The following is a 20,885-nucleotide window of genomic DNA, read 5'->3' as shown; positions in this document are numbered from 1 at the left end:
CTTGACCAACGCGCTCCCGCCATTCGTCGGGAGGCTGTTGTTTAGAAGATTCTTCAGGTTCGCCAAAGCAGGGGCCGCAGCCCGCAAAACCAAATGCGACCGCTAAAACAACGTCAGCCGCAGAATATTGTGAGGCTGACGAAGCGCTCGTGCGAATGGCTAGCATTCGCCCAAAGCTTTGGGGGCGTTGTTGCCCGGATGGCCGCCGCCCACACGAACCCGGACTCTGCACTTAATGCTTTATGCGTAGCGGTGCACTCACCGAGTGCGCGATTACTGCTCCGCGCTCAGGCCGTAGGTAAAGCGCGCACTGACATGAACGGGGACTCCGATCTCACTAAGTTGATGACAAGACGGTTTCTTCCAGTTCTACCCAGTCGTCAGAGCGAATAACCGTGGCGATCTCGTTGACATCGCTCGTCCATCCAAAGATGCAGAGAAATGGCACATTGCCAACACGAATGGCATGGTGCTGGTGGGCTTCATTCCAGATTGGCTGATGCGCAGGCTTCCAAGATAGCGGCTCGAGCGGCGCGAAACGCCAGCCATGCGGACCGGTTAATGGAGCGTACAGCTCAGGCGCTGCATGACGATGATCACGATAAAGTACACCAGGTTCGATGAGGAATAGGCCGAGGTCGTAATCGGCTCCCATGATGGAGCCCCTTTCGCCTATTAAAGAGGCGAAGGCGTGACCTCCGGCAAATGCTTCGCCGATCTCGGAGCGGGGATAGTAGTCGTACGCAACCCAGCGAAGGTAAGGATCGACCGCTTCCAGGGCCAGAGCGAAGGCCACTTCACCATCGGCCCTGAGCAGGGCGAGTGCCTCCGACATGCGCTTATTGGTCGACAGGTGCTGTGGGGATGCAGGGCGGATGGAACCTTGCCCCCATCGCATTATCCCGGCGCGGACATCCGCTACGCCGGGCCCATCTAGCCGCCCCAGATAGCGATCTATCTCATCAACGACATTATGCAAGGCTTTTTCGGCGACACTTTTCATAGGTTGATCCAATCCCGCATCCAGGGGTTCAATTCAGCGTGGCAGCCTCTGGCGGACGAGGTCAGCCACGCCACGATAGGCGCGGCGAGCAAACCTCGCGGCCTCACAACACAACTGTTGAAATGCTTCAATCCCAACGGCGGCACCCAATTCCCGGCAACGCAAAGCGCGACCCCGCATCGCCCTCGATGACTTTGCAACTCGTCATTTTGCCCGCTTCCAGAGCATAAAGGGCGCCCGCTTCATTAGAGCGGTCATGCGTGGCGCGGGTGAACTCATTACGTGTGCCCGTTTCAGCCATCGGTTCATCGATCAGCTTTGTCCAAATGCGCCGCCTAACTTCAACGGTGTCTATGATTTCAGTAGCATACGAATGTCGGCGGCGGGGTTGACGATCACAACTGGATCCGGAGACTTGCCCATCTCGATAAGCCGTTTGCCAACCATGTAGGCGCGTGCGTCGTTGATCGCATCAATGGCCAGAAGCTTGTCGCCAGCGTAATACCAGAAGCTGACCGCATCGCCGTCGCCCCGGGTGACGACGTGATCATAGCCGCTGCTAAGCCCGGCGATCTGGAGCTTCACGTCGTATTGGTCCGACCAGAACCATGCTTTCGCTTCGTAGGACTTGCTGGCGCCGAGCATGTTTTCGGCCACGACTTCAGCCTGGTCGATGGCGTTGCCGACGCTTTCAAGCCGGATTCGCGCACCTTTGTATGGAAAGGACGCGCAATCACCAGCCGCCCAGATAGAGGAATCGGATGTTTGACCAAAATCGTCGGTGCGGATGCCGTTCTCGATATCGAGCCCGGCCTCTTCGGCCAGCAGCACCGTCGGCGTGATGCCGACGCCGGCGACAACAAAGTCGACCGCGATTTCGACCCCGTCCGATAGGATCGCGCCGGACACACGACCGTTGCCAGTCAGCCGATCAAGTCCGGTGTTCTCGAGGATCTTCACGCCATGATTGGTATGAAGCTTGCGGACATAATCCGAGGTTGCGGGCGAGGCCACGCGTTGCAGGATGCGCGGCGCCATCTCGATCAGCGTGACCTGAAGCCCGAAATTCGCGCTCACCGCCGCCACCTCAAGCCCGACATAGCCGCCGCCGACAATGAGAAGCCGGCGGCCCTTCTGGAACTCGGGTGCCATCGCATCGACATCTGCAATCGTGCGTACGGTGTAGACGCCGTCAAGTTCGCCGCCGCTTGCCGCAGGCAGGCGACGGGGGCGTGAACCGGTGGTCAGCGCGAGCTTGCCATAGGGAATGATTTCGCTGCCGACCCGCACGGACTTTGCGATACGGTCAAGCGCGGTGACTGGGGCACCGAGGCGCAGCGTGACCTTCTGCTCCTCCCAGAACGCGACCGACCGAAGACAGAGCCGTTCTAGCCTCATATCGCCTAGAAGATAGCCTTTCGAAAGCGGTGGACGCTGATAGGGCGGTGCCGGCTCTTCGCCGATCATCGTGATCGCCCCGTCATATCCGAGCATGCGCAGCTTTGTTGCCAGCGACGCTCCGGCCTGCCCCGCGCCAACGATAATGATCCCGCTCATGGCAAGTTCCTAGTGGTGATATCAGTATCCTGCGTCACGGCATGAACCTTTCATGGCCCACGAAACACCTGGCCAATCAGATCTGCTTTTCGGGCATGTGCACGATCAGCCCGTCCAGAGCATGGTCGACCCTGATCTGGCAGGTCAGCCGCGAACGCGCCGGGTCGGGGTCATGGGCAAAATCCAGCATGTCGTGTTCCAGCGCATTCTTCGCGGGAAGTTTCTCGATCCAAGCCGGATCGACATAGACATGACAGGTCGAACAGGCACACGCGCCGCCGCATTCTGCCTCGATCCCGACGACGCCGTTGTCGCGCGCCCCTTCCATCACGGTTTGACCATTCGGGACGTCTATGGTGCGCGCCTTGCCGCCGTATTCAATATAAGTGATCCTAGCCATTCTTTGGCCCTCCGTTGCTTCTTGCGCCATGTCTCGTCCCTCCCGATTTGTTACGCTTGTGTTTGAAGGGCTTCGATGAAGCTGCCGAATTCCACTTCATTCATTGCGACAAGATGGCGGGCTTCGGGGAAAGCACCGCTTCGAATGTCCGCCACATATTCGCGATAAGCTGCCACGCGTTCGGCCTGCAGCCGGTCGCGCTCGGCGGCGAAGTTTCGATAGGCTTTGGCGTGGCGAGGAAAGTGGCCGTGGTTTTCTCCCAGAAGATCCGCAGAAAACAGGTATTGCGCATCGCAGTCCGCGCCCGAACCAAGCGAGATTGTGAGCAGACTTGTGCGCCGCGTGATCTCGGCAGCGAGATTTGCCGGGATCACCTCGATCTCGACGGCGAAGGCCCCGGCGTTTTCAAACTCCCGAACCTGCTGCCACAGCTTTAGCGCCTGTTCAGCCGTTTTTCCCACTGCGCGGAAACCCCCTGTCCAGGTGGCCTTGGGCGGCACCAGCCCCACATGCGCGATGACGGGTACACCCTCGCGCGCCAGCACTTCGATCACGCTCGGGCTCATCGCACAGTAGATTGATTGCGCGCCGCACTGCATCGCCTCCATTGCCTCGCGCAGTGCCTCGGTGGCACAGGCGTGCCGGCCCCATTTCAAGCCAAACTGGAAGTGTGTTTGTGGCACCAACTGCGCAAAGTGGCGGGTTTCCGCAAGGAAGCCTGTCCCGATCATGTCGATCCCGGCCTCGGCGGCAGCAATCGCCTCCTCCTCGCGCGCTACCTGGACGAAGGCGATCTGCCGGATCCCCTTCAATGCCTTAAGGTCGCGTACGGCCAGACCATGCATTGTCACGACCCCATGATCCGCTTGCGGCGTTCCTTCATCCGCTCGTTGGCTTCAAGTGTACCGTCGTGAAACGACCCGAACACTAGATCCCAGGGAACTTCCAAGCCGCCATAATTGCACTCGAAGTAGCGGTGGTGCATCTGATGGTGAAAAGTGCCGAGCTTCAGCCGGTTACGGTCCCTCACGACAAGACCTTCGAAGCCGGCATGCGTCGTGGCTGCGGTCAGCAGATAATACTGCAGGTGGTACAGAATGTGGACCGGGTTGGCCGGAACGATGAAGTGGATCAGGACAGACCCATAGTAGATGATGTGCTCAACCGGATGCATTGAATTGCCCGACCAAGGTCCGACATTGATGTTCCGGTGGTGGAGCGAATGGACACGCTTGTAGAGTGGTGGCCAATGCAGCGCGCGGTGAATCCAGTAGAAATAGAAGCTCTCCCACATCGGCACGAGCAAGAAGAGCGCGACGAACCAGACAGGGCTCTGATCCCAAGTCATAACCGGCGCCCAGCCGTTGGCCATCGCCCAGAACATAACGACCTCGTAAAAAGTCCAAACGGTGACGCCGCTGGCCAACGACCAGAATACGTTGTCACGTATCTGGCCACCCAGGGTGAATTGCTTGCCGTTCACCATCAGGGGACGAGCGTCGTACCTCAGCTTCTTACCCTGAGCGTTCCAGCGGTAGAAATAGATATGCAGGCCACCGGCCACAACCGTCAAAAGCACGATGTTACGCAGCCAGATCTGCGCGATCCAAGCAGGCTCTAGATGTTTCGTGACTTCCAGCGACGGCTGCGTCCAGATGAAGGTCGCGAAAGCAATGCCGACGATGATCAGCCGTTCGGAAAGGAGGAACCAGCTGTCCCAAACCCAGCGCAGAATCGCCAGCGGCCGCAGGGGCCATTGAAACAGCGGAGAAACTGCTAATGGCACCTTCGGTGTGTAGTTCCAGCCGGGCAAGGCCGGCGGGTCGTTGTGAGAAACAGTCATCGCGAACTCCCGAGTATGTTATTTCGCAATTTGCCACAGGACACGCTCCTCGAAAAATACTATTATTAATAGATTAACCTCGGAAATTCAGAGGATGAGAATGGACCTTTCGCTACGCGCTATGCGTTATGTCCGCGCGGCCATGCGGCTGGGCAACATTTCGGCTGCGGCGGACGAAATGAACGTTGCGGCCTCCGCTGTGTCAGCGGCCCTTGATCAGGCCGAAACGGCCTTTGGCATGGCCCTCGTGACGAGGGCCCGCGCCAAGGGCATCTCACCCACATCCAGCGGGCGTGTTGTGCTGCGCAGGATTGAGGATCTTCTGGAACGCTATGAGTCGATGCTTGCAGATGGCGTCGACCTGAGATCGAGTCTCTCTGGCATGCTAAAGATCGGCTACTACGCGCCAATCGCACCTGCCTTCCTGCCGAGAATTGTCGCGCCGCTCATGACGGCAAATCCTGGCCTGACCCTGTCCTTTGAAGAGTGCGATAACACTCAAGTGCAGTTGGGCCTCCTCGATGGCAGTTTCGACGTCATCGTGTTCGTGGCAGACTTGCCTGCGGCGCAGATCGTCGTCGAGCCCCTGATCCATGCGCCCAGTTACTGCCTGTGCTCGGATCAGCATCCCTTTGCCGCACAGCGAACGGTCGAACTCGAAAAACTTGCGGTTGAACCTTTGATCATTTTGGACCGTCCGGTCGCGAAAACGCATTATCTCGAACTCCTGGAGAGCAGCGGCAGAAGGTTTAATGTCGTTGCAACAGCAAACTCGACTGAAATGGTAAGATCCTTGGTGGGCGTGGGGCTAGGCTGTGCATTGCTGAACATGCGTCCCGCCACCAGCGTGAGCTATGGCGGTAGCGGTACTGCTTGCATCCCCATCACCGGATTAACGAGTGGTCTGACTTTGTCGTTGGGACATGTACCTGGTCCCCGCCGACGCGCCGTGCAGGCCTTTTCTGATGCTTGCCAAATCTACTTTGCGTCATCCGATGGCAGCGCGCACGTCGTGTCCGACGCTGGCGCAGCCCAGTAGGAGAGCGAAGGAGTTGCCCAATAGCGAAGATGACCCGAGTCGAATTCGAGGCAACTTTCCTGCCAGATACAAGGATCGCTTGCAAGCTAACCCTACTGCCCAACGACTGGCATAGCTCGAATCCCTCCGCCATTTCGCCGTGCAGAAACCATGTCGCGGCGATCCTCGATGCCGTGTTAGCCGGTCCCTCGTCCAAAAAACGGACGCGAGATTGCGCGATGGTTTCAAATCGACCTGGCAAAACGCCTTGAGGGCCTGTCCCGTAAAGGATCAAATTGCGTATGCGTTTCGGGGCAAGCCGCGCCATTTCCTGAACGATCATTCCTCCCATCGAATGACCCAAAAGGTCGAATTCCGGTATGTCTAGGCAACTTAGGAGTTTAAGCACGTTCTTTGCGTGGCCTTCGATCGTGTCCGGTGCGGCCAGCGAGGCGCTATCACCAAACCCTGCCAAATCAGGGCAGATGACGTCGCGCGTTGCGCTGGACTCCTCCAGTTGCGACGACCAGATCGAACTACCACCAAGAAACCCATGCACAAGGACAAGCGCAGGCCCTTTGCCTTGCCTTCGATACGACAAAAACGACATCTTCGGGGTCTTAAGCCTTTCCAGTCGAGGAACGGGACTTTTTGCAGCTTCTCGCCAAGTTGAAAGCTGGGGTAACGATGCCCGGGAGCGCCGAAATTCTCCTCCGGATACGCCCGGCCAACCGAGGTCGAAATAAAAATCGCCCCTTTAACGCCACGCTTGGGAGGCGCTGGCCAGATCAGGACGAAACATCTCCGGCAGTCAGGTCAAAGACGTCCTCAGGGAAATACTTGGCTAGCCGGATGTCGGCGGACCGGGCATGGCCTTCCATACCCTCAAGGCGCGAAATCCGGGCCGTCGCCTCTGCCAGTGGCCGGGCGGCAGCGCGTGTCGCCCTCTGCCAGGTCACTGTTTTCATGAATTTGTGCACTGAAAGGCCGCCGGTATAGCGCGCCGACCCGGAGGTCGGAAGCACGTGGTTCGGGCCGGAGGTCTTGTCGCCGAAGGCCACCGTGGTCTCTTCGCCCAGGAACAGCGATCCGTAGGACCGCAGGCGCTGCAACCACCAGTCAAGATCGTCAGCCTGAACATGGAGATGCTCGGGCGCGAACTGATCCGCGACATCAGCCATTTCCTCGGCGTCATCACAAAGAATTACCTCCGCAAAATCGGTCCAGGCGGCGCGGGCACTGTCGCGGTTGAGATGGGGCAGCGTTTCGATCAGTACCGGCACCCGCGCCATCACGCGTGCAGCCAGGTCTGCGTCCGAGGTCACCAGCCAGACCGGTGAATTATAACCGTGCTCGGCCTGCCCAACCAGATCGGCAGCGACCAACTCCGCGTCCGCACGGCCGTCGGCGATGACCATGCTGTCGGTCGGGCCGGCAAACATGTCGATGCCAACCTGCCCATAGAGAATACGCTTGGCCTCGGCGACATACTGGTTGCCCGGGCCGACAAGGATGTCGGCCTTTGGCAAACCGAACAGGCCGTTTGCGATGGAGGCGATACCCTGAACGCCGCCCATGTTCAGGATGGCATCGGCGCCGCATAAATCCATCGTGTAGATGATAGCCGGTGGAATTCCGATCCCCGGACGCGGCGGGGAGCATGCGGCGATATGCCGAACACCGGCGACCTTGGCCGTGGTAATAGTCATGATCGCGCTGGCGACGTGGCTGTAACGCCCGCCGGGCACATAACACCCGGCCGCCGATACCGGAATCTGCCTTTGTCCGGCCATGAGGCCCGGCAATATCTCGACAGCAAAATCGGTCGCCGTCGCGAGCTGGGCTTCGGCAAAGCGGCGCACGTTGTCGTGGGCAAAACGGATATCGGCTTTCAACCGCTCCGGCACCAAGGCGGCTGCAGCCCTGCGCTCCTCGACCGAAACGACGATCTCGCCATTCCATTTATCGAGATCACTCGCAAATCTTCGCGCAACGCTTTCGCCCCCGGTGGCAATTTCGGAAAGCATCTTTTCAACGATGGCGCGCACGTCACGGTGGCCCGCTTCAGCAGTCTGCCCGGCTTTTTTCAGATAAATCATGTCTTTAGCTTTCAGATTACATTCTGCCCTTCCAGGGCACGAGGCGACGCTCGACAAAGCGCATCAAGAGGTCGAAGGCGAAGGCAATGATGGCGATCACGAAGATTCCCATGATCACGACGGGCGTTTGCAAAAACTGGCTGGCCGACAGAACCATGTAGCCAAGACCCTTGGTGGCAGCGACCATTTCAGCGGCGACCAGCGTCGTCCATCCAAAACCGATGCCGATCCGCATGGCCGTCAGGATCTCGGGCATGGCTGAAGGCATGATAACATAACGCATTACCTGCCAGCGGGTCGCACCGAAAGAATAAGCCGCATGGATCTGCTCGATCGCGGCAGACTTGACACCGGATCTGGCACCTAGAACCACCGGGGCAAAAACCGACAGGAAGATCAGCAGAATCTTGGAAGTCTCGCCGATGCCGAACCAGATGATCATGAGCGGCAAATAGGCCAGCGGCGGAATCGGTCGGTAAAATTCGATCGGCGGATCGAAAATGCCGCGCATGACCGGGCTCATACCCATTGCAAGCCCGAGCGGCAGACCGATGGCGCAGGCCAGAAGGAACGCCCCGAACACGCGCACCGTCGATATCGTCACGTGGTCAAGAAACGACGTGCCAGTAAAGCCATTGTTCAATATGAAGATGAACTTTCCCACGATCTCCATTGGAGAGGGCACGAACAGCGGTTTGACCCAGCCCATGGCCGTGACGAGCCACCAGACGAAGAAGAACAGGGCGATCGAGCAGGCCGAAAGCCAAAGCGTATTGCCTTGACCCGGAACACCGTAGATCTCGCCCGGCCTGGTGGGCCGCGCACGGGAGAGGCGCGCGATCAGGCCGGCCACCTCGCGCGGCGGTGAAGATGCCCTGTCTGTCATGCTGCCTGCTCCTCGTCGGCAAAGATGATTTTTAGGACGTCTTCCCGAAGGCCAATGAACTCACGCGATGCCTTGACCTGACGCGCCGGCGTTCCGTTCAGAAACTCTCGTGAGAACGGCAAGTCGAAAGTATGCGTGATCCGACCCGGCCGTGGCGACATCACGATCAGTTTTGTCCCCATGAACAGCGCCTCTTCGACGCTGTGGGTGATGAAGAACACCGACTTGTTGGTATCGTTCCAGATGTTGAGGATCAGCTCCTGGGCCTTTTCACGCGTCAAGGCATCCAAGGCGCCAAGTGGTTCATCCATCAGCAGAATCTTTGGGTCGCAGGTCAGGGCTCGGGCGATACCGACACGCTGCTGCATCCCGCCTGATAGCTTGTAGACAGGAGATTGCTGAAAGCCATCCAGACCCAGAAGCCCGACGAACTTGTCGGCTGTCTCATAGCGAGCATTCTTCCCGACACCTTGGATTTGGAGTCCAAAAGCCACGTTGTCGAGGACGTTGAGCCAGGGCAGGAGTGCATGCTTTTGGAAGACGACGGCGCGGTCTGCCCCAGGCCCGGAAACCAGATTGTCATCCAGCTTGAGGCTTCCGGATGTGGGTGACAAGAAGCCGGCTATGAGATTGAGCAGCGTGGACTTCCCACAACCCGAAGCGCCAAGTGCGACGACGAATTCATCATTCTCGATGGTCAGGTTGATCTGGCTCAGAGCCGCCACAGGGGGGCGACCGTCCGCCGCTGGGTAGACCACGGATACGTTGTCGACATTCAGGCGCATGAGCTCCTCCTCGAGCGATCTCGGTATCCTGCCCGGCGTAAGAACCGGGCAGGACCTTGTCAGGTCACTTGAGCGCTTCTTCGGCAATGGAAGTGTTCACGAAGCGCGAGTAGTCATCCGCCACGTTGTCGATCCGGCCGGCCGCCTTCAGAAACTGGGCAGTGGCCTTCATTACTGCGGCGGCGTTGCCCAGCCATTTATCACTCATCTGGTCTTTCAGCGGAATGAAGGTATAGCCAGTCAGGATCTCAGGGACCTGGGCCGGTTCCGCGCCCGTCAGATTCGCAATGGCTTTGACGCTTTCATTGTCAGCGGTCCAGGCTGACGGATCCTTGAGGTAGGCCATGTTCGCCGCATCCATGGCCTTTGCGAAGGCAACCAGTTCAGCCTTGTGCGCGGTTGCAAATTCGGTGTTAGCTACCCAGGCGTTGAAGGTCGGGTATCCCCATTCAGCCGTCTGGTTCGCGCCGACGATCCGGGTGCCGGTTTTCAATATCTCGTTTTGAACCGGAGGCCATATAAAGGCGGCATCGATCGTGCCCTGTTCCCATGCGGCAGCGATCTGATCGGGCTTCATCGACATGATGGTGACATCGGTTTCCTTCAGCCCGGCATGAGCAATCGCACCCATCAGAGAGAAATGCGCCGTCGAGCCAACGGGCACCGCAACGCGCTTACCCTTCAGGTCCGCAAGCGAGGTGATCCCGGATCCGTTGTGCGCGATCAGACTTTCCGACTGGCCGACGGCGTAGGAAAACATGAACATCTGCAGATCGACGCCTTGGCTGGTCGCGATTGCCAAGGGGGACGAGCCTAGTTCACCGACCTTGACGTCGCCCGACGCCATCGCCGCGATAACATCGGCGCCCGAGTCAAATTTGCGCCACTCGATGGTCCAGCCGGTGGCTTTTTCGAATTCATGCGTGGCGCGCGCGGCGTTCATCGGCGTCGGATCGCCAAATGTCGACATCACTACTGTTTCTGCCGAAAGTGCAGTCGAGGACAATGCCAGAACGGCGGCCCCCGCTATGATGGCCCTTGTGAGCATTGTGGTCATTTTCTCATTTCTCCTTTGTTGAGTGTTCCGGCGGTTTCGCTCTTTTTCTTGCAGGGCAGTCGATCCCCGTAGCTGTTCTTTTCTTGCCGCTGTCCTAGGCGGCAAAAGACAGGATGGCTTGAACCAATTGGTCAAGTGTGTCGAAGGTTGTGGCGCCTTCGGCAACGGCATCGGCGATCAGAGAGAACTCTGTGCAAGCGATCATTTGAACGACCGCGCCGCGCGCCAGCAAATCGTCTGAAGCGGCCCTCAGGATTTGCCGCGCCTCAGGTTGAGGGCCTTTGGCCTTGATCTGTCGGATAGCAGCCAGCATCGCCGGCTCGTCGCTGGCGTAAAGCCCGGTCAACCCCAGTTTCGACAGCTGGATATCGAACAGGCCGACCTTCCGGACGGCAGGCGAGGCAAGAATTCCGATCGACGTGTTTTGCCCCACCAAAGCCGCCGCATGCGCGACCGAGACCTCGACCATGTCAAGAAAAGGCACCGTCACCGCGGCACGGATGGTCGGCGCATAATAGTGGGCAGTATTGCAGGGCATGGCCAAGGCTTCAGCTCCGGCCGCAACGAGGCGACGGGCCATATCGGCCAACACCGGACCAGGATCTTCGCCAGTTCCTTCGATCAAGTGCCGAATTCGCGAGGGCACCTGCGGATTCTGATCGACAATCAGTGGGATGTGATCGGCATCATCCGCCGCTCTGACCCGGGTCAGAATCTTTTGCATGATCAGGATGGTCGCCTCCGGTCCCATGCCGCCGAGCACACCTACGCGTCGCATCATGCGTCACACTTCGATGCGAGCACCGCGACGGTGTCGAGGATGTGGTCGGCCAGCAGGGCGCAATCCTCGAGGCTGAACGTCAAGGGCAGGCGCATGTCGAACAGGCCAGACAGAATGGCATCGGTAATGGGGAGGCTTTGAGCTCCTGCATAACGCCAGCTGTGGTGATCGGACGTGAACCCCACTGGCTGTTCGGCGCCAAACCATTTCAGCTCGACGCCGACTTCGGCAAGACGGTCGACAATTTCGCGGGCTGCGCCGGAAGAAATTCCGGGAACGAGAAACTGGATCGACGAACCGACGTAAGCTTCGGCATCCGGACGGTGCGGCATTTGGATCGAGGAGCAAGCGGCAAGACGCCGAGCCAGATAGTCATGTCGCTCGTTCCACGCCCTGATGCTTTCGTCGATCATCCTCAACTGGGGCCGCAACAGAGCGGCGCGCAAATTGTCCATGCGCGCCGACATGTTCGGGGTATCCAGACGGATATCGGCAAACGTTTCTTTGCCGGGGCCCGCTCCATGCCGTTCGTACAGCATGTAGGACCCGGAAAGGATGGTCGCACGCGCAATGAACTCGGCGTCATCCGACGTCAGAAGCCCGCCTTCCCCCGAGTTCAGGTGTTTGTAGGTTTGCGTGCTGAAACACCCCGCGAGCCCGAAAGCGCCCGAGCGACGGCCGTTCCATGTTGCGCCCATCGTATGCGCGCAATCTTCGATCACGGCCAGTTTTAGGTCTGCAGCCAGGCGGACCAGCCTGTCCATGTCGCACTGATGGCCACGCATATGTGACAGCAGCAAGTGGCGCGCGCCGGTCTGACGTGCTTTGACGGCCAGATCGTCAAGATCGATGACCATGTCTTCGGTGATCTCGATGAGGATTGGACTGCACCCCACCGCCGCAATCGCGCCAGGCACCGGGGCAAGCGTGAAGCCATTCGTCAGAACGGCATCTTGCGGCAAAACTCCCGCCGCCCGCAAAGCGATTTGCATCGCTTGCCCGCCAGACGCCACAGCTATGCAATATCGCGAGCCTTGCCAGGAGGCATACTCGCGCTCCAAAGCCATGGTCTCACTCTCTTCGCCGGTGGCAATATTGTAGCGGTGCAACCGACCCGAGCGCATCACCGCGACTGCAGCTGCGATCGCCTCGTCCGGGATCGAGGGCTGTTGCGTAAAGCTGCCGGTGAAGCGAGGTCGGACCATCTGGTTACTCGGCAGCCAGGGCTTGGTTGTCGCCGGCAAAAGCAGCGTCATAGCCGAATAGCGCCGCCGATCCACCGGTGTGCAGGAAGACAACACGCTCGCCCTTCTTGAAATTGCCCTTCCGGCAATAGTCGATCAGGCCAGCCGCGCCTTTGCCGGAATATACCGGGTCCAGAAGGATAGCCTCGAGCTGCGCGAACATTCGGATTGCTTCCAGCGTATCTTCGCGCGGGATACCATAGCCGGGCCCGACATAGCTGCTGTCTGCAACAACATCGCTACGCGACACGACATCCGGGCACCCAAGTTTTTTGGCCGTTAACAGCGCCAGATTGTAGACGTTTTCTTCCTGCTTTTCCTTAGGCGCGCGCACGCCGATCCCTGTCAGCGGGATGCCCGCGTTGATCGCCTTCAAGCCCGTGATCAGACCCGCTTGGGTACCCGCGCTCCCGGTTGCCGTGACCAGGTGGTCGATCACCAGCCCGCGATCATTCGCTTGCGAGACCAGCTCGAAGGCACAGTTTACATAGCCGAGCGCGCCTGTGGCGTTCGAGCCCCCGCCTGGGATCACGTAGACTTGGCGCCCCTCGGCGCGCAGCTCGCCGGCCACCGCCTCCATCTCGGCCTGCATATCCATGCCGCCGGCGCGCTTGGAAATTGTCGCCCCATGCAAGTGGTCCAGCAGCACGTTGCCGTTGCCGTTATAGTTGGCGTCATTCGACCCGGTGCGGTCTTCCAGCAGGATGTGGCAATCCATGCCCAGCTTGGCCGCGAAGGCTGCGGTCTGACGCGCATGGTTGGACTGCGTGGCGCCCTGGGTCATGACGGTGTCCGCACCCATGGCCAGCGCTTCGGCCATCAGGAACTCCAGCTTGCGCGTCTTGTTGCCGCCCGTCGACAGACCTGTGCAGTCATCTCGCTTGATCCAGATTTCTGGCCCTCCCAACTCTTTCGACAGACGATCCAGCTTTTCAAGCGGAGTCGGCAAATGGGCCAGAAAGACGCGAGGAAAACGAGCGAGGTGCATTTGGCTTCCTTATCATAACTTGCGTACTGGAACTATCTGCGCTCTATATGCCGATGGCAAATGCGAAATTTTTGACATAACTTGCAAATAGTGCAAGTTGGAGGCTCGAATGCGGCTGGATTGGCTTGAAGACATCCTTGCGGTTGCGGAAACCGGTTCCTTCAGTGAGGCCGCAGATCGGCGCCACCTCACTCAGTCTGCCTTTTCGCGCCGGATACAGAATATTGAGGACCAGGTTGGCACCGAACTCTTCGACAGGACGCGCAAGCCGATCCATCTGCTCAAACATACAGAGGCGCAGCGGGATCAAATCGCACACCTCGCAAGAATGCTGCGCCAGCTTAACGCCGACCTACGCCGCGGCGACCGGATGTCGGATAACAAGCTGGTCATTTCCAGCCAACATTCGCTGACGACAAGCCTGACACCCTCGATTATCAAGGATATCAGTCTTCACCGCAGCGACATCTATATCCGTCTCCGTTCGGCCAATCTGGCGGACTGCTTCGCCCAACTTCTGTCGCGGCAGGCAGACATCCTGATCGTTTATCGACTACCAGGACACGACCATCCCATCCTCGGGGCCTATATCGACAGCGTCACTATTGGGGTGGAGCGTCTCATTCCCGTGTTGGCGCCTGAGGGATTGGCCCGATTGTCCGCGAGCCGCGAGGCCGGCGAGGTGCCCTACATCGCCTACCCTGCGGATGTCTTTTTTGGCCAAGTTTTGGAGCGCACGATTCTGCCACTAATCCGCGACTTTGGCGATGCGTCCCCAAAAGCGGAAACCGCGCTCACGCTCGCATCAATCGAGATGGCAAGCATGGGCATCGGTGTCGCCTGGGTCCCCGAGTCTCTTGCGCGGGACCGCATCGACACGGGCAAACTTGTGGACCTGTCCGAAACCCTTCCCAGTTGTAGCTTGGACGTGACGGCGGTCCGGCTGGTTGGCAAGCCGAGACCCGTCGAGGTTGCCGTCTGGGAGAGACTTCTCAAATATCAGTCTGCTGACGCCGCAAGCGGAGAATAGCATGTTGACCTGCTACCATGGACGGTGGCCATCAAACATGGAGACGACAGCTATCGGGGCCCGAAGATGTTTTTTGATCAGGCGCTTGATTCGGGTCGAACGATGCTTCGCGAGGTGTCCGGCACGTAATGTTGAACGCACGCCCATTTCGCGGGCCAGTGCGGATCGGCATTCCGCAGGAGTACGGCTATTCGGTGCTGACCAGAGCACTCGGCGCATTCGCAAAGCGCCATCCCAAGGTAGACGTTACCGTCAGCCATCGTCAGAACAGATTGAAGCGCTCCATGCAGGCAAACTCGACCTGGCGGTGGTATTGCAATGGCGACGTTTTTCCAATTGCGATCTATGAAGATTCCGCCTGGTGTAGGGAGTTTGCGATTAGATCAAACGAGAAGCGGGGGCTCGATTTCCGGGTTGCCTCCACGAGCCGGCAAACTGTCGTCGAATTGGGGCACGGCCGCGCCCTCGCGAAGCTCGGTTTTTGACTGCGTCGTCAATCATCAAGCCAATCAGGCTCTTACCGATATCGTGAATGCCGCCTGGCGTCATTCGGGCGCGCCAGTGGATCGAGCAAACTGAATCAGCTCTTCCATCGGGTTGTATTGTGCGGCAGCAGGCTTTTGGCATGAGCGATCACGCCTTCGCGAAAGAACAGCACGACCAAAAGGGCTATGCCCGTGATGATGACCAGCGTGTATTCTGCACCGAAGCCGCGCACGAAATACTCAATAGTGCGAATGATGGCCACGCCGACCAACGGTCCGTAGCGATGGCCGAGGCCGCCAATCACCACCATGGCCACGACAAAACCCATCTCGCCCATCGACAGCATGGATGGCGCCAGCACGCCGACATAGTTCGCGTAGAAGGTGCCGGCCAAGCCGGCGAGCGCGGCGGTGATCATGAAAGCCGTGATCTTCACGCCGAAAATATTGACACCCATGCCATGCGCGACATCCTCATTGTCGCGGATGGATTGCATGAAGAGGCCGATCCGGCCGTCGATCACGAGGTTCTGGACGAGGAAGAGCAACGCGACCAGGAAACCTGCGATGACGAGATAGGGCGAACGGTCAAACCCTTCGACCAGTTTCGGCAATTGCATGCCCATCGAGCCGCCGGTGAGATCAGCAGCGGCAGCCAGGAACACGGCAAACGCGCCGGCAAAGGCGAAGGTGATCAGTGGCAATTGCACGCCGCGGACGCGCAATGCCACCAGCCCGAGCCCGCCACCCAAAAGCGCGATGACAGGTGGCATCAGGATGAAGCCGCTCCAGCCCGGCAAGCCGAAGGCATGGATCAGCACGGCCGTGCCATAGGCTCCGGCTGTCGCAAGGCCGACATGGGCGAAGGAATACTGACCTCCGAAACCGGCCAGCAAGTTCCATGAGCCGGCGAGCAGCAGATAATAGGCCGACATGATGAGAAGGTCGGCCAGACTTGGCTTCACCCCGATCGCGGCCAGCACGAAGCCCGACAGGGAAAAAATGAGCGGCGCGGTGTGGTGAGCATACCTGGTCATGACGCGACCCCCGAGCCTTCCCGCAACATCCAGTTCCGCACAATTTCGTCCAGCCTGCTGGCGACCTCGGACGCCGTTCCATCGGTGTCGTTCCGGCCCGTGGCCAGGACATACACATGGTCGGCCACCGCCAAGGCCTCGCGCACGTTCTGCTCGACCAGAAGCACGGTCACCGAGCGCATGTCCTTGAGGCGGGCCAATTCGGTGTAGACCTCCTTGACCATGATCGGGCTCAAACCCGCCGTCGGTTCGTCGAGCAAAAGCAGCTGTGGTTCGGCGACCAGCCCGCGCGCGATCTCGACCAGCTTCTGCTGGCCGCCGGAGAGGTCGCCGGCGTAGCGATCGAGGTGCGGACGTATCGAGGCGAAGAGGTTGCCACAAATCTCGATGCGCTTCTCCAGCCAGGCTTTTTCGCGACGGCGCGTCCAGCCGCCGAGCCTGATGTTTTCGGCAACTGTCATCTGTCCGAACACGGAAGCTTCCTGGGGCACGAAGGAGACACCGTACTGGACCAGTTCGGCGGTCGACAAGCGGTCGATGCGCTTGTCTCCCAGGTGGATTTCGCCCCCGGTTACGGGCGCGACGCCGGCGACGCCCTTGAGCAGGGTCGACTTGCCGGCGCCGTTCGGGCCGATAATCGCGGTCATGGTGTTGGCCGGCCCGGACAGCGAGACGCCGCGCAGGATCTCGACATCGGCCTCATAGGCGACGCGCAGGCCTGCGATTTCAATTGCCGCGCTCATGCCAGATAGGCCTCCCGGACCGCATGATTGGCGGAAACCTCGTCTGGCGAACCGGCGGCAAGCACGCGTCCGGCCGCCATCACGACGACGCGGTGGCAGAGCCCAAACACCCAGGGCAGGTCGTGGCTGATCACGGCGAAGCCGCAGCCGTCGTCGCGCATGCTCGCGATGATGCCGCGCATCACATCCATGATTGCGGGGTTGACGCCGGCGGTCGGTTCGTCGAGCAGGGCCACGCTGGGACGCGCCAGCAGCAGGCGGGCGAAATCGATCAGCTTGCGCTGGCCGCCGGAAAGATGTTCGGCGGTCCACTCCGCGACAGGCGACAGCCCGACGCGCTCCAGCGCCTTTGCCGCCTCGCGCTCGGCCTCGGCGCGCCCCATGCCGCGGATCATGCCGGCGAGCGCGACATTCTCCCTGGCCGTCAGCTTGCCGAAGGCGCCGCCATTCTGGAAGCTGCGAAACAGGCGTTTGCGGGCACCGGCATTTGGCTGGAGACGGCTGATGTCCGTGCCACCGAGGCGGATGGTGCCGCCGTTGGGTTTGAACTGACCGGAAATGAGATTGAGGAACGAGGTCTTGCCGGCACCATTCGGACCGACGATGGCGACGAGTTCGCCGGCATTGAGCGCGAAGTCGACACCGTCGATCACCTTGTTGCCACCGAAGGACTTCTTGAGGCCGATCGTTTCGAGGATGACGGACATCAGACTGCCCTCCCTGCGCGCCCGAACAGTCCGGCGGGACGGAACAGCAGCACCGCTATCATCAGCGCGAAGCCATAGGCATCGGTGTAGCCGGTGGCGATGTAGATGGTGCACATCACCTCGACCACGCCTAGCAGCAGCCCGGCCAGAAGCGTGCCGCCGATCGACCCCATGCCGCCGATGATGACGACGATGAAGGCTTTCACCAGTGCGACTACGCCGGAGGACGGAAACACGAACATCAGCGGCGCGAGAAGTGCTGCAGCCACGCCGGCAAAGGCGCCCGACAGCATGAACGCATAGTTGGCATAACGGTTGACGTTGATGCCGACGACCGATGCGCCAAGCGGATTCTGCGTCAGCGCACGCCAGGCGCGGCCGGTGTCGGTGCGGTAGACGATGAAGAACAGAACAGCGACCAGGATCAGCGCCGCGACAAAGGCGACGATACGGTTTCCCGAAAGGTAGATATATTCGAAGATGGCGAGGTTCTGATCCCACAGGCCAGGTAGTTTGCGATAGGTCGTGCCGAGAACCAGCGTCGCGGTCGCGATCAGGAACTGGCTCAGCATGAATGTGGCAATGATCGTATATTCGCCTTTCTGCCGCATGCGCGACAGATAGATGGGTTTGAGAACCATGATATTGGTGGCGTAGGCGACGGTCGCGCCGACCAGAGCCGCCGCAATGAGCCCGGTCCACGCCGGCAGGCCGAGCGTGGTCACCGCGAGGACGGCGGCGAAGCTGCCCAGCATGGCGAATTCGCCATGCGCGAAATTGACCACTCGCAGGATGCCGAACACCAGCGACAGGCCGACGGCCAGCAGCGCGTAGAGGCCGCCCTGAAGCAGGCCCAGTAGCAGCGATTGAACGAGAAGCTGGGTCATGGAGTTTTATCCGGCGAAGCAGGTAGCGATGTTTCGGACTAGGTTCGAAGGGGGAGGAAACCCTCTTCTCCACCACGTGAAGAGGAGGGCTTCGCTACCCCAGGGGACTACTTGGCCACACCCACCAGTTCGGCTTCCTTCTCGCCATCGGCGACCTTGTTCAGCTTCTTGAAGAACATGGCGAACTTGTCCCACTGGTGGAAATTCACCGTGCCGGCTTCATTGCGGAAGGAGACAGGGCCGATCGTGCCTTCGAAGCTGACATCCGGCAGTGCCTTGACCAATTGCGCCGGCTCCGCGGAACCGGTCTTCTCGATCGCCGCCCTTACCGCGTTGAAATTGTCCCAGAGGTAGTACTGGAAGATTGCCGGGTCATTTCCGTAGGCAGCGTTGTAGGCTTCGACGAATTTCTTGCCGGTCGCGGTGACATTCAACGAGGGATCGGAGAAAGTCGGATAGATGACGCCAACGCCGGCCTCGCCGACGGTCGGCCAGAAATCAGGCAGAAGTGGCCAGTCCCAGCCGGTGATGATGTCGGCCTTCAAACCCACTTCGCGGCCCTGCTTGATGGAAAGGTTGGTCGCGGCGAAGACCGTCTGCACGATCACCACATCGGGCTTCGATGCGGCGACCTTCGACATGACGGCGGTCAGGTCCTGCGTCTGCGCTTGGAACTGCACGACGTCGACGGACACTTCGGGCGCGGCCTTGACCGATTCCGTGAAAGCCTTGGCGAAGCCCAGGCCGTAAGCGGTGTCCTCGGCCAGCACTACCACCTTCTTGTAGCCACGCTGCTTGACGAACGGCACCATCTGCGCCGCGATCTGGCTGTTGTAAGGACCGATGCGGAACACCTGCGGATAGTTCTTCAGGGTGATGTCGTCCGACCAGGAATAGAAGGCCATGAGCGGGACGTTGTAGCCCTTTGCGACTTCCATCTGCGCCAGCGCGACGGACGACGACCAGATGCCGAGTATGGCGGAGGCGTTGGCTTCCGTGATGGCGCGTTCCATGGCGGCAGCGCCGACCTCGACCTTGCCCTGGTCGTCATAAACGGCGAGCTTGACCTGGTTGCCGATGATGCCGCCGGCCTCGTTGGTCAGCTTCACCCAGAGCTCGGCGGTCTTCTTGATCGCATCGCCCGAACGCGCGTCGCCCGGCTCGGACAGGGGCGAGACGAGGCCCAGCGTGATGTCGGCTGCCTCGGCCGTCGCTGGCAACGCGCCAAGCGCTCCCAACATTGCCAGCGAGCCCAACAGCGTGCGGCGGGACAGCCGCGTCAATCCATAGATCATGTTAGTTACCCTTCTGTGGTTGTTATTCAATTGCCGGAGCTGATCCTTGCGATCCGCTCCAGAAGTTCGGTGGGGACAGTCACGCCCTCGCGTTCGGCTTTGGCGCGTTGTGCAACGCGCCTTTTCCCTGGCAGCCGCGCGCCGTCCTGGCCGACAATCGCCTCCACAAGTGTCGCGATGCGATCGGCGAAGATGCCGCCCGATGTGGCGCCGGCATCGATGGCGATGAAGAACTGCCCGGTCCGCGGCGGCTCGCCCACGGGGCCGGAGAAAGGACTGGCCTCGGTCGACGGCAGGGCACCTGCGGCCGCCGAGGCAAGCAATTCAACCAGGAGCCCCACCCCGAACCCCTTGTAGCCGCCCGATGGCGCCATGGTCCCCTTTAGGGCGAGATCGGCGTCCGTCGTCGGTTCGCCGTCGGGGCCGAACGCCCAGTTCGGTGGAATGCCACGGCCATCACGCTTTCGCTTGATGATCTCGCTCTTGGCAATGACGCTGGCGCTTTGGTCAATGGAGATGACGACGCTGCCATTGGCGCCGGGCGCGGCGATGGCGAACGGATTGGTGCCAATGACCGGGCGGCGGCCGCCGACAGGTGCGATCGAGGCCGGCGCATGGGTAAAGCCCATGGCCAGCAGGCCAGCACCGGCAAGCCGGTCAGTGTGGTAGCCGAGAACGCCACAATTGTAGGAGTTGCGCACGGCGAGCGCGGCAATGCCCATTTCATGCGCCAGCGGAATGAGACTCTCGAAGCCCATGTCGATCGCCGGATGGGCAAAACCGCTGCCAGCATCAACGACGAGCGTCGATGGCTTGGTCTTCGAGAGCATGGGGACTGCGTCTCTCACGACCTTGCCGCACCCGAGATGCTCGCAATAGGTCGGCACATAAAGCAGGCCGTGCGAAGCAATGCCCTCGGCTTCCGCGGCTGCCACGGCCCGTGCAAGCGAGCTCGCGGCGATTTGCGACGCACCGCAGGCTGACAGCGCGGCAAAGGCGCGCTCTTCGACCTCGTCGAGGGAAAGGCTTGTGGTTGTCAT

General features: G+C 60.1%; 21 protein-coding genes and 1 pseudogene. 3 read left to right on the top strand and 19 right to left on the bottom strand.

All coding sequences use genetic code 11. The annotated features are described in order from the left end of the window. Positions 1–337: 337 nt before the first annotated feature. The 5 genes from JG743_RS33275 to JG743_RS33255 all read right to left on the bottom strand — a co-directional run bounded on the left by JG743_RS33275 (position 338) and on the right by JG743_RS33255 (position 4,803). On the bottom strand, positions 338–1,003 hold the full coding sequence (locus tag JG743_RS33275; protein ID WP_199201063.1) for a dimethylsulfonioproprionate lyase family protein: 666 nt from the start codon (positions 1,001–1,003) through the stop codon (positions 338–340). A gap of 351 nt (positions 1,004–1,354) precedes the next feature. Continuing rightward, the gene (locus tag JG743_RS33270) at positions 1,355–2,560 is read right to left on the bottom strand and encodes an NAD(P)/FAD-dependent oxidoreductase (RefSeq protein WP_199201062.1); all 1,206 of its coding nucleotides are present in this window, start codon (positions 2,558–2,560) and stop codon (positions 1,355–1,357) included. A gap of 76 nt (positions 2,561–2,636) precedes the next feature. Beyond that, positions 2,637–2,960, bottom strand: coding sequence for a 2Fe-2S iron-sulfur cluster-binding protein (locus JG743_RS33265; RefSeq protein ID WP_199201061.1), 324 nt, complete (start codon positions 2,958–2,960; stop codon positions 2,637–2,639). A 50-nt stretch (positions 2,961–3,010) separates the two neighbouring features. Then, positions 3,011–3,805: a 3-methyl-2-oxobutanoate hydroxymethyltransferase gene (locus JG743_RS33260; protein ID WP_199201106.1), complete on the bottom strand. Its 795-nt coding sequence runs from the start codon at positions 3,803–3,805 to the stop codon at positions 3,011–3,013. A gap of 2 nt (positions 3,806–3,807) precedes the next feature. Beyond that, the gene (locus tag JG743_RS33255; RefSeq protein ID WP_199201060.1) at positions 3,808–4,803 is read right to left on the bottom strand and encodes a sterol desaturase family protein; all 996 of its coding nucleotides are present in this window, start codon (positions 4,801–4,803) and stop codon (positions 3,808–3,810) included. A gap of 100 nt (positions 4,804–4,903) precedes the next feature. On the opposite strand from JG743_RS33255, the gene JG743_RS33250 reads away from it, so the two are divergent. After that, positions 4,904–5,842 (top strand): LysR substrate-binding domain-containing protein, encoded by a 939-nt coding sequence (locus JG743_RS33250; protein WP_199201059.1) that lies wholly within the window; start codon positions 4,904–4,906, stop codon positions 5,840–5,842. A gap of 196 nt (positions 5,843–6,038) precedes the next feature. Here the strand turns inward: JG743_RS33250 and JG743_RS34915 are convergent. The 8 genes and pseudogenes from JG743_RS34915 to JG743_RS33215 form a co-directional block, all read right to left on the bottom strand. Next, positions 6,039–6,431, bottom strand: a pseudogene (locus JG743_RS34915) (alpha/beta fold hydrolase); the annotation flags it as partial. A 178-nt stretch (positions 6,432–6,609) separates the two neighbouring features. After that, on the bottom strand, positions 6,610–7,920 hold the full coding sequence (gene hisD, locus JG743_RS33245; RefSeq protein WP_199201058.1) for a histidinol dehydrogenase: 1,311 nt from the start codon (positions 7,918–7,920) through the stop codon (positions 6,610–6,612). A 16-nt stretch (positions 7,921–7,936) separates the two neighbouring features. After that, positions 7,937–8,806 carry an ABC transporter permease subunit gene (locus JG743_RS33240; RefSeq protein WP_199201057.1) on the bottom strand — a complete coding sequence of 290 codons (870 nt, stop codon included), beginning with the start codon at positions 8,804–8,806 and terminating at the stop codon, positions 7,937–7,939. Beyond that, positions 8,803–9,591: a taurine ABC transporter ATP-binding protein gene (locus JG743_RS33235; protein ID WP_199201056.1), complete on the bottom strand. Its 789-nt coding sequence runs from the start codon at positions 9,589–9,591 to the stop codon at positions 8,803–8,805. Before JG743_RS33235 ends, JG743_RS33240 begins: the two co-directional genes overlap by 4 nt. Before the next feature lie 64 nt (positions 9,592–9,655). After that, positions 9,656–10,648, bottom strand: coding sequence for a taurine ABC transporter substrate-binding protein (gene tauA / locus JG743_RS33230; RefSeq protein ID WP_199201055.1), 993 nt, complete (start codon positions 10,646–10,648; stop codon positions 9,656–9,658). A 94-nt stretch (positions 10,649–10,742) separates the two neighbouring features. Next, complete coding sequence (locus tag JG743_RS33225; RefSeq protein WP_199201054.1) at positions 10,743–11,429, bottom strand: aspartate/glutamate racemase family protein; 687 nt, start codon at positions 11,427–11,429, stop codon at positions 10,743–10,745. Further along, complete coding sequence (locus JG743_RS33220) at positions 11,426–12,634, bottom strand: DegT/DnrJ/EryC1/StrS family aminotransferase (RefSeq protein WP_199201105.1); 1,209 nt, start codon at positions 12,632–12,634, stop codon at positions 11,426–11,428. Before JG743_RS33220 ends, JG743_RS33225 begins: the two co-directional genes overlap by 4 nt. 4 nt (positions 12,635–12,638) lie before the next feature. Beyond that, positions 12,639–13,661 carry a D-cysteine desulfhydrase gene (locus JG743_RS33215; RefSeq protein WP_199201053.1) on the bottom strand — a complete coding sequence of 341 codons (1,023 nt, stop codon included), beginning with the start codon at positions 13,659–13,661 and terminating at the stop codon, positions 12,639–12,641. Positions 13,662–13,770: 109 nt separating this feature from the next. Between JG743_RS33215 and JG743_RS33210 the strand changes: the two genes are divergently transcribed. Both JG743_RS33210 and JG743_RS33205 read left to right on the top strand, forming a co-directional pair. Beyond that, on the top strand, positions 13,771–14,691 hold the full coding sequence (locus tag JG743_RS33210; RefSeq protein ID WP_199201052.1) for a LysR family transcriptional regulator: 921 nt from the start codon (positions 13,771–13,773) through the stop codon (positions 14,689–14,691). A 128-nt stretch (positions 14,692–14,819) separates the two neighbouring features. Further along, positions 14,820–15,176 carry a substrate-binding domain-containing protein gene (locus tag JG743_RS33205; RefSeq protein WP_244673267.1) on the top strand — a complete coding sequence of 119 codons (357 nt, stop codon included), beginning with the start codon at positions 14,820–14,822 and terminating at the stop codon, positions 15,174–15,176. A 95-nt stretch (positions 15,177–15,271) separates the two neighbouring features. Here JG743_RS33205 and JG743_RS33200 read toward each other — a convergent pair whose 3' ends face one another. The 6 genes from JG743_RS33200 to JG743_RS33175 form a co-directional block, all read right to left on the bottom strand. Beyond that, positions 15,272–16,213, bottom strand: coding sequence for a branched-chain amino acid ABC transporter permease (locus tag JG743_RS33200; RefSeq protein ID WP_199201051.1), 942 nt, complete (start codon positions 16,211–16,213; stop codon positions 15,272–15,274). Then, positions 16,210–16,956, bottom strand: a complete 747-nt coding sequence (locus JG743_RS33195) for an ABC transporter ATP-binding protein (protein WP_199201050.1) — start codon at positions 16,954–16,956, stop codon at positions 16,210–16,212. The genes JG743_RS33200 and JG743_RS33195 overlap by 4 nt, the downstream gene beginning before the upstream one ends. Further along, positions 16,953–17,663, bottom strand: coding sequence for an ABC transporter ATP-binding protein (locus tag JG743_RS33190; RefSeq protein ID WP_199201104.1), 711 nt, complete (start codon positions 17,661–17,663; stop codon positions 16,953–16,955). The genes JG743_RS33195 and JG743_RS33190 overlap by 4 nt, the downstream gene beginning before the upstream one ends. Further along, positions 17,663–18,550, bottom strand: coding sequence for a branched-chain amino acid ABC transporter permease (locus JG743_RS33185; RefSeq protein ID WP_199201049.1), 888 nt, complete (start codon positions 18,548–18,550; stop codon positions 17,663–17,665). The genes JG743_RS33190 and JG743_RS33185 overlap by 1 nt, the downstream gene beginning before the upstream one ends. Positions 18,551–18,657: 107 nt before the next feature. Then, positions 18,658–19,845, bottom strand: a complete 1,188-nt coding sequence (locus tag JG743_RS33180) for an ABC transporter substrate-binding protein (protein WP_199201048.1) — start codon at positions 19,843–19,845, stop codon at positions 18,658–18,660. 26 nt (positions 19,846–19,871) lie between these two features. Then, positions 19,872–20,885, bottom strand: a complete 1,014-nt coding sequence (locus JG743_RS33175) for an Ldh family oxidoreductase (RefSeq protein ID WP_199201103.1) — start codon at positions 20,883–20,885, stop codon at positions 19,872–19,874.

The organism is Mesorhizobium sp. 131-2-1, assembly GCF_016756535.1.
Classification (GTDB): Bacteria; Pseudomonadota; Alphaproteobacteria; order Rhizobiales; family Rhizobiaceae; genus Mesorhizobium.
The sequence above is the reverse complement of the archived record's forward strand: the minus strand, read 5'-3'. Positions and strand labels throughout refer to the sequence as shown.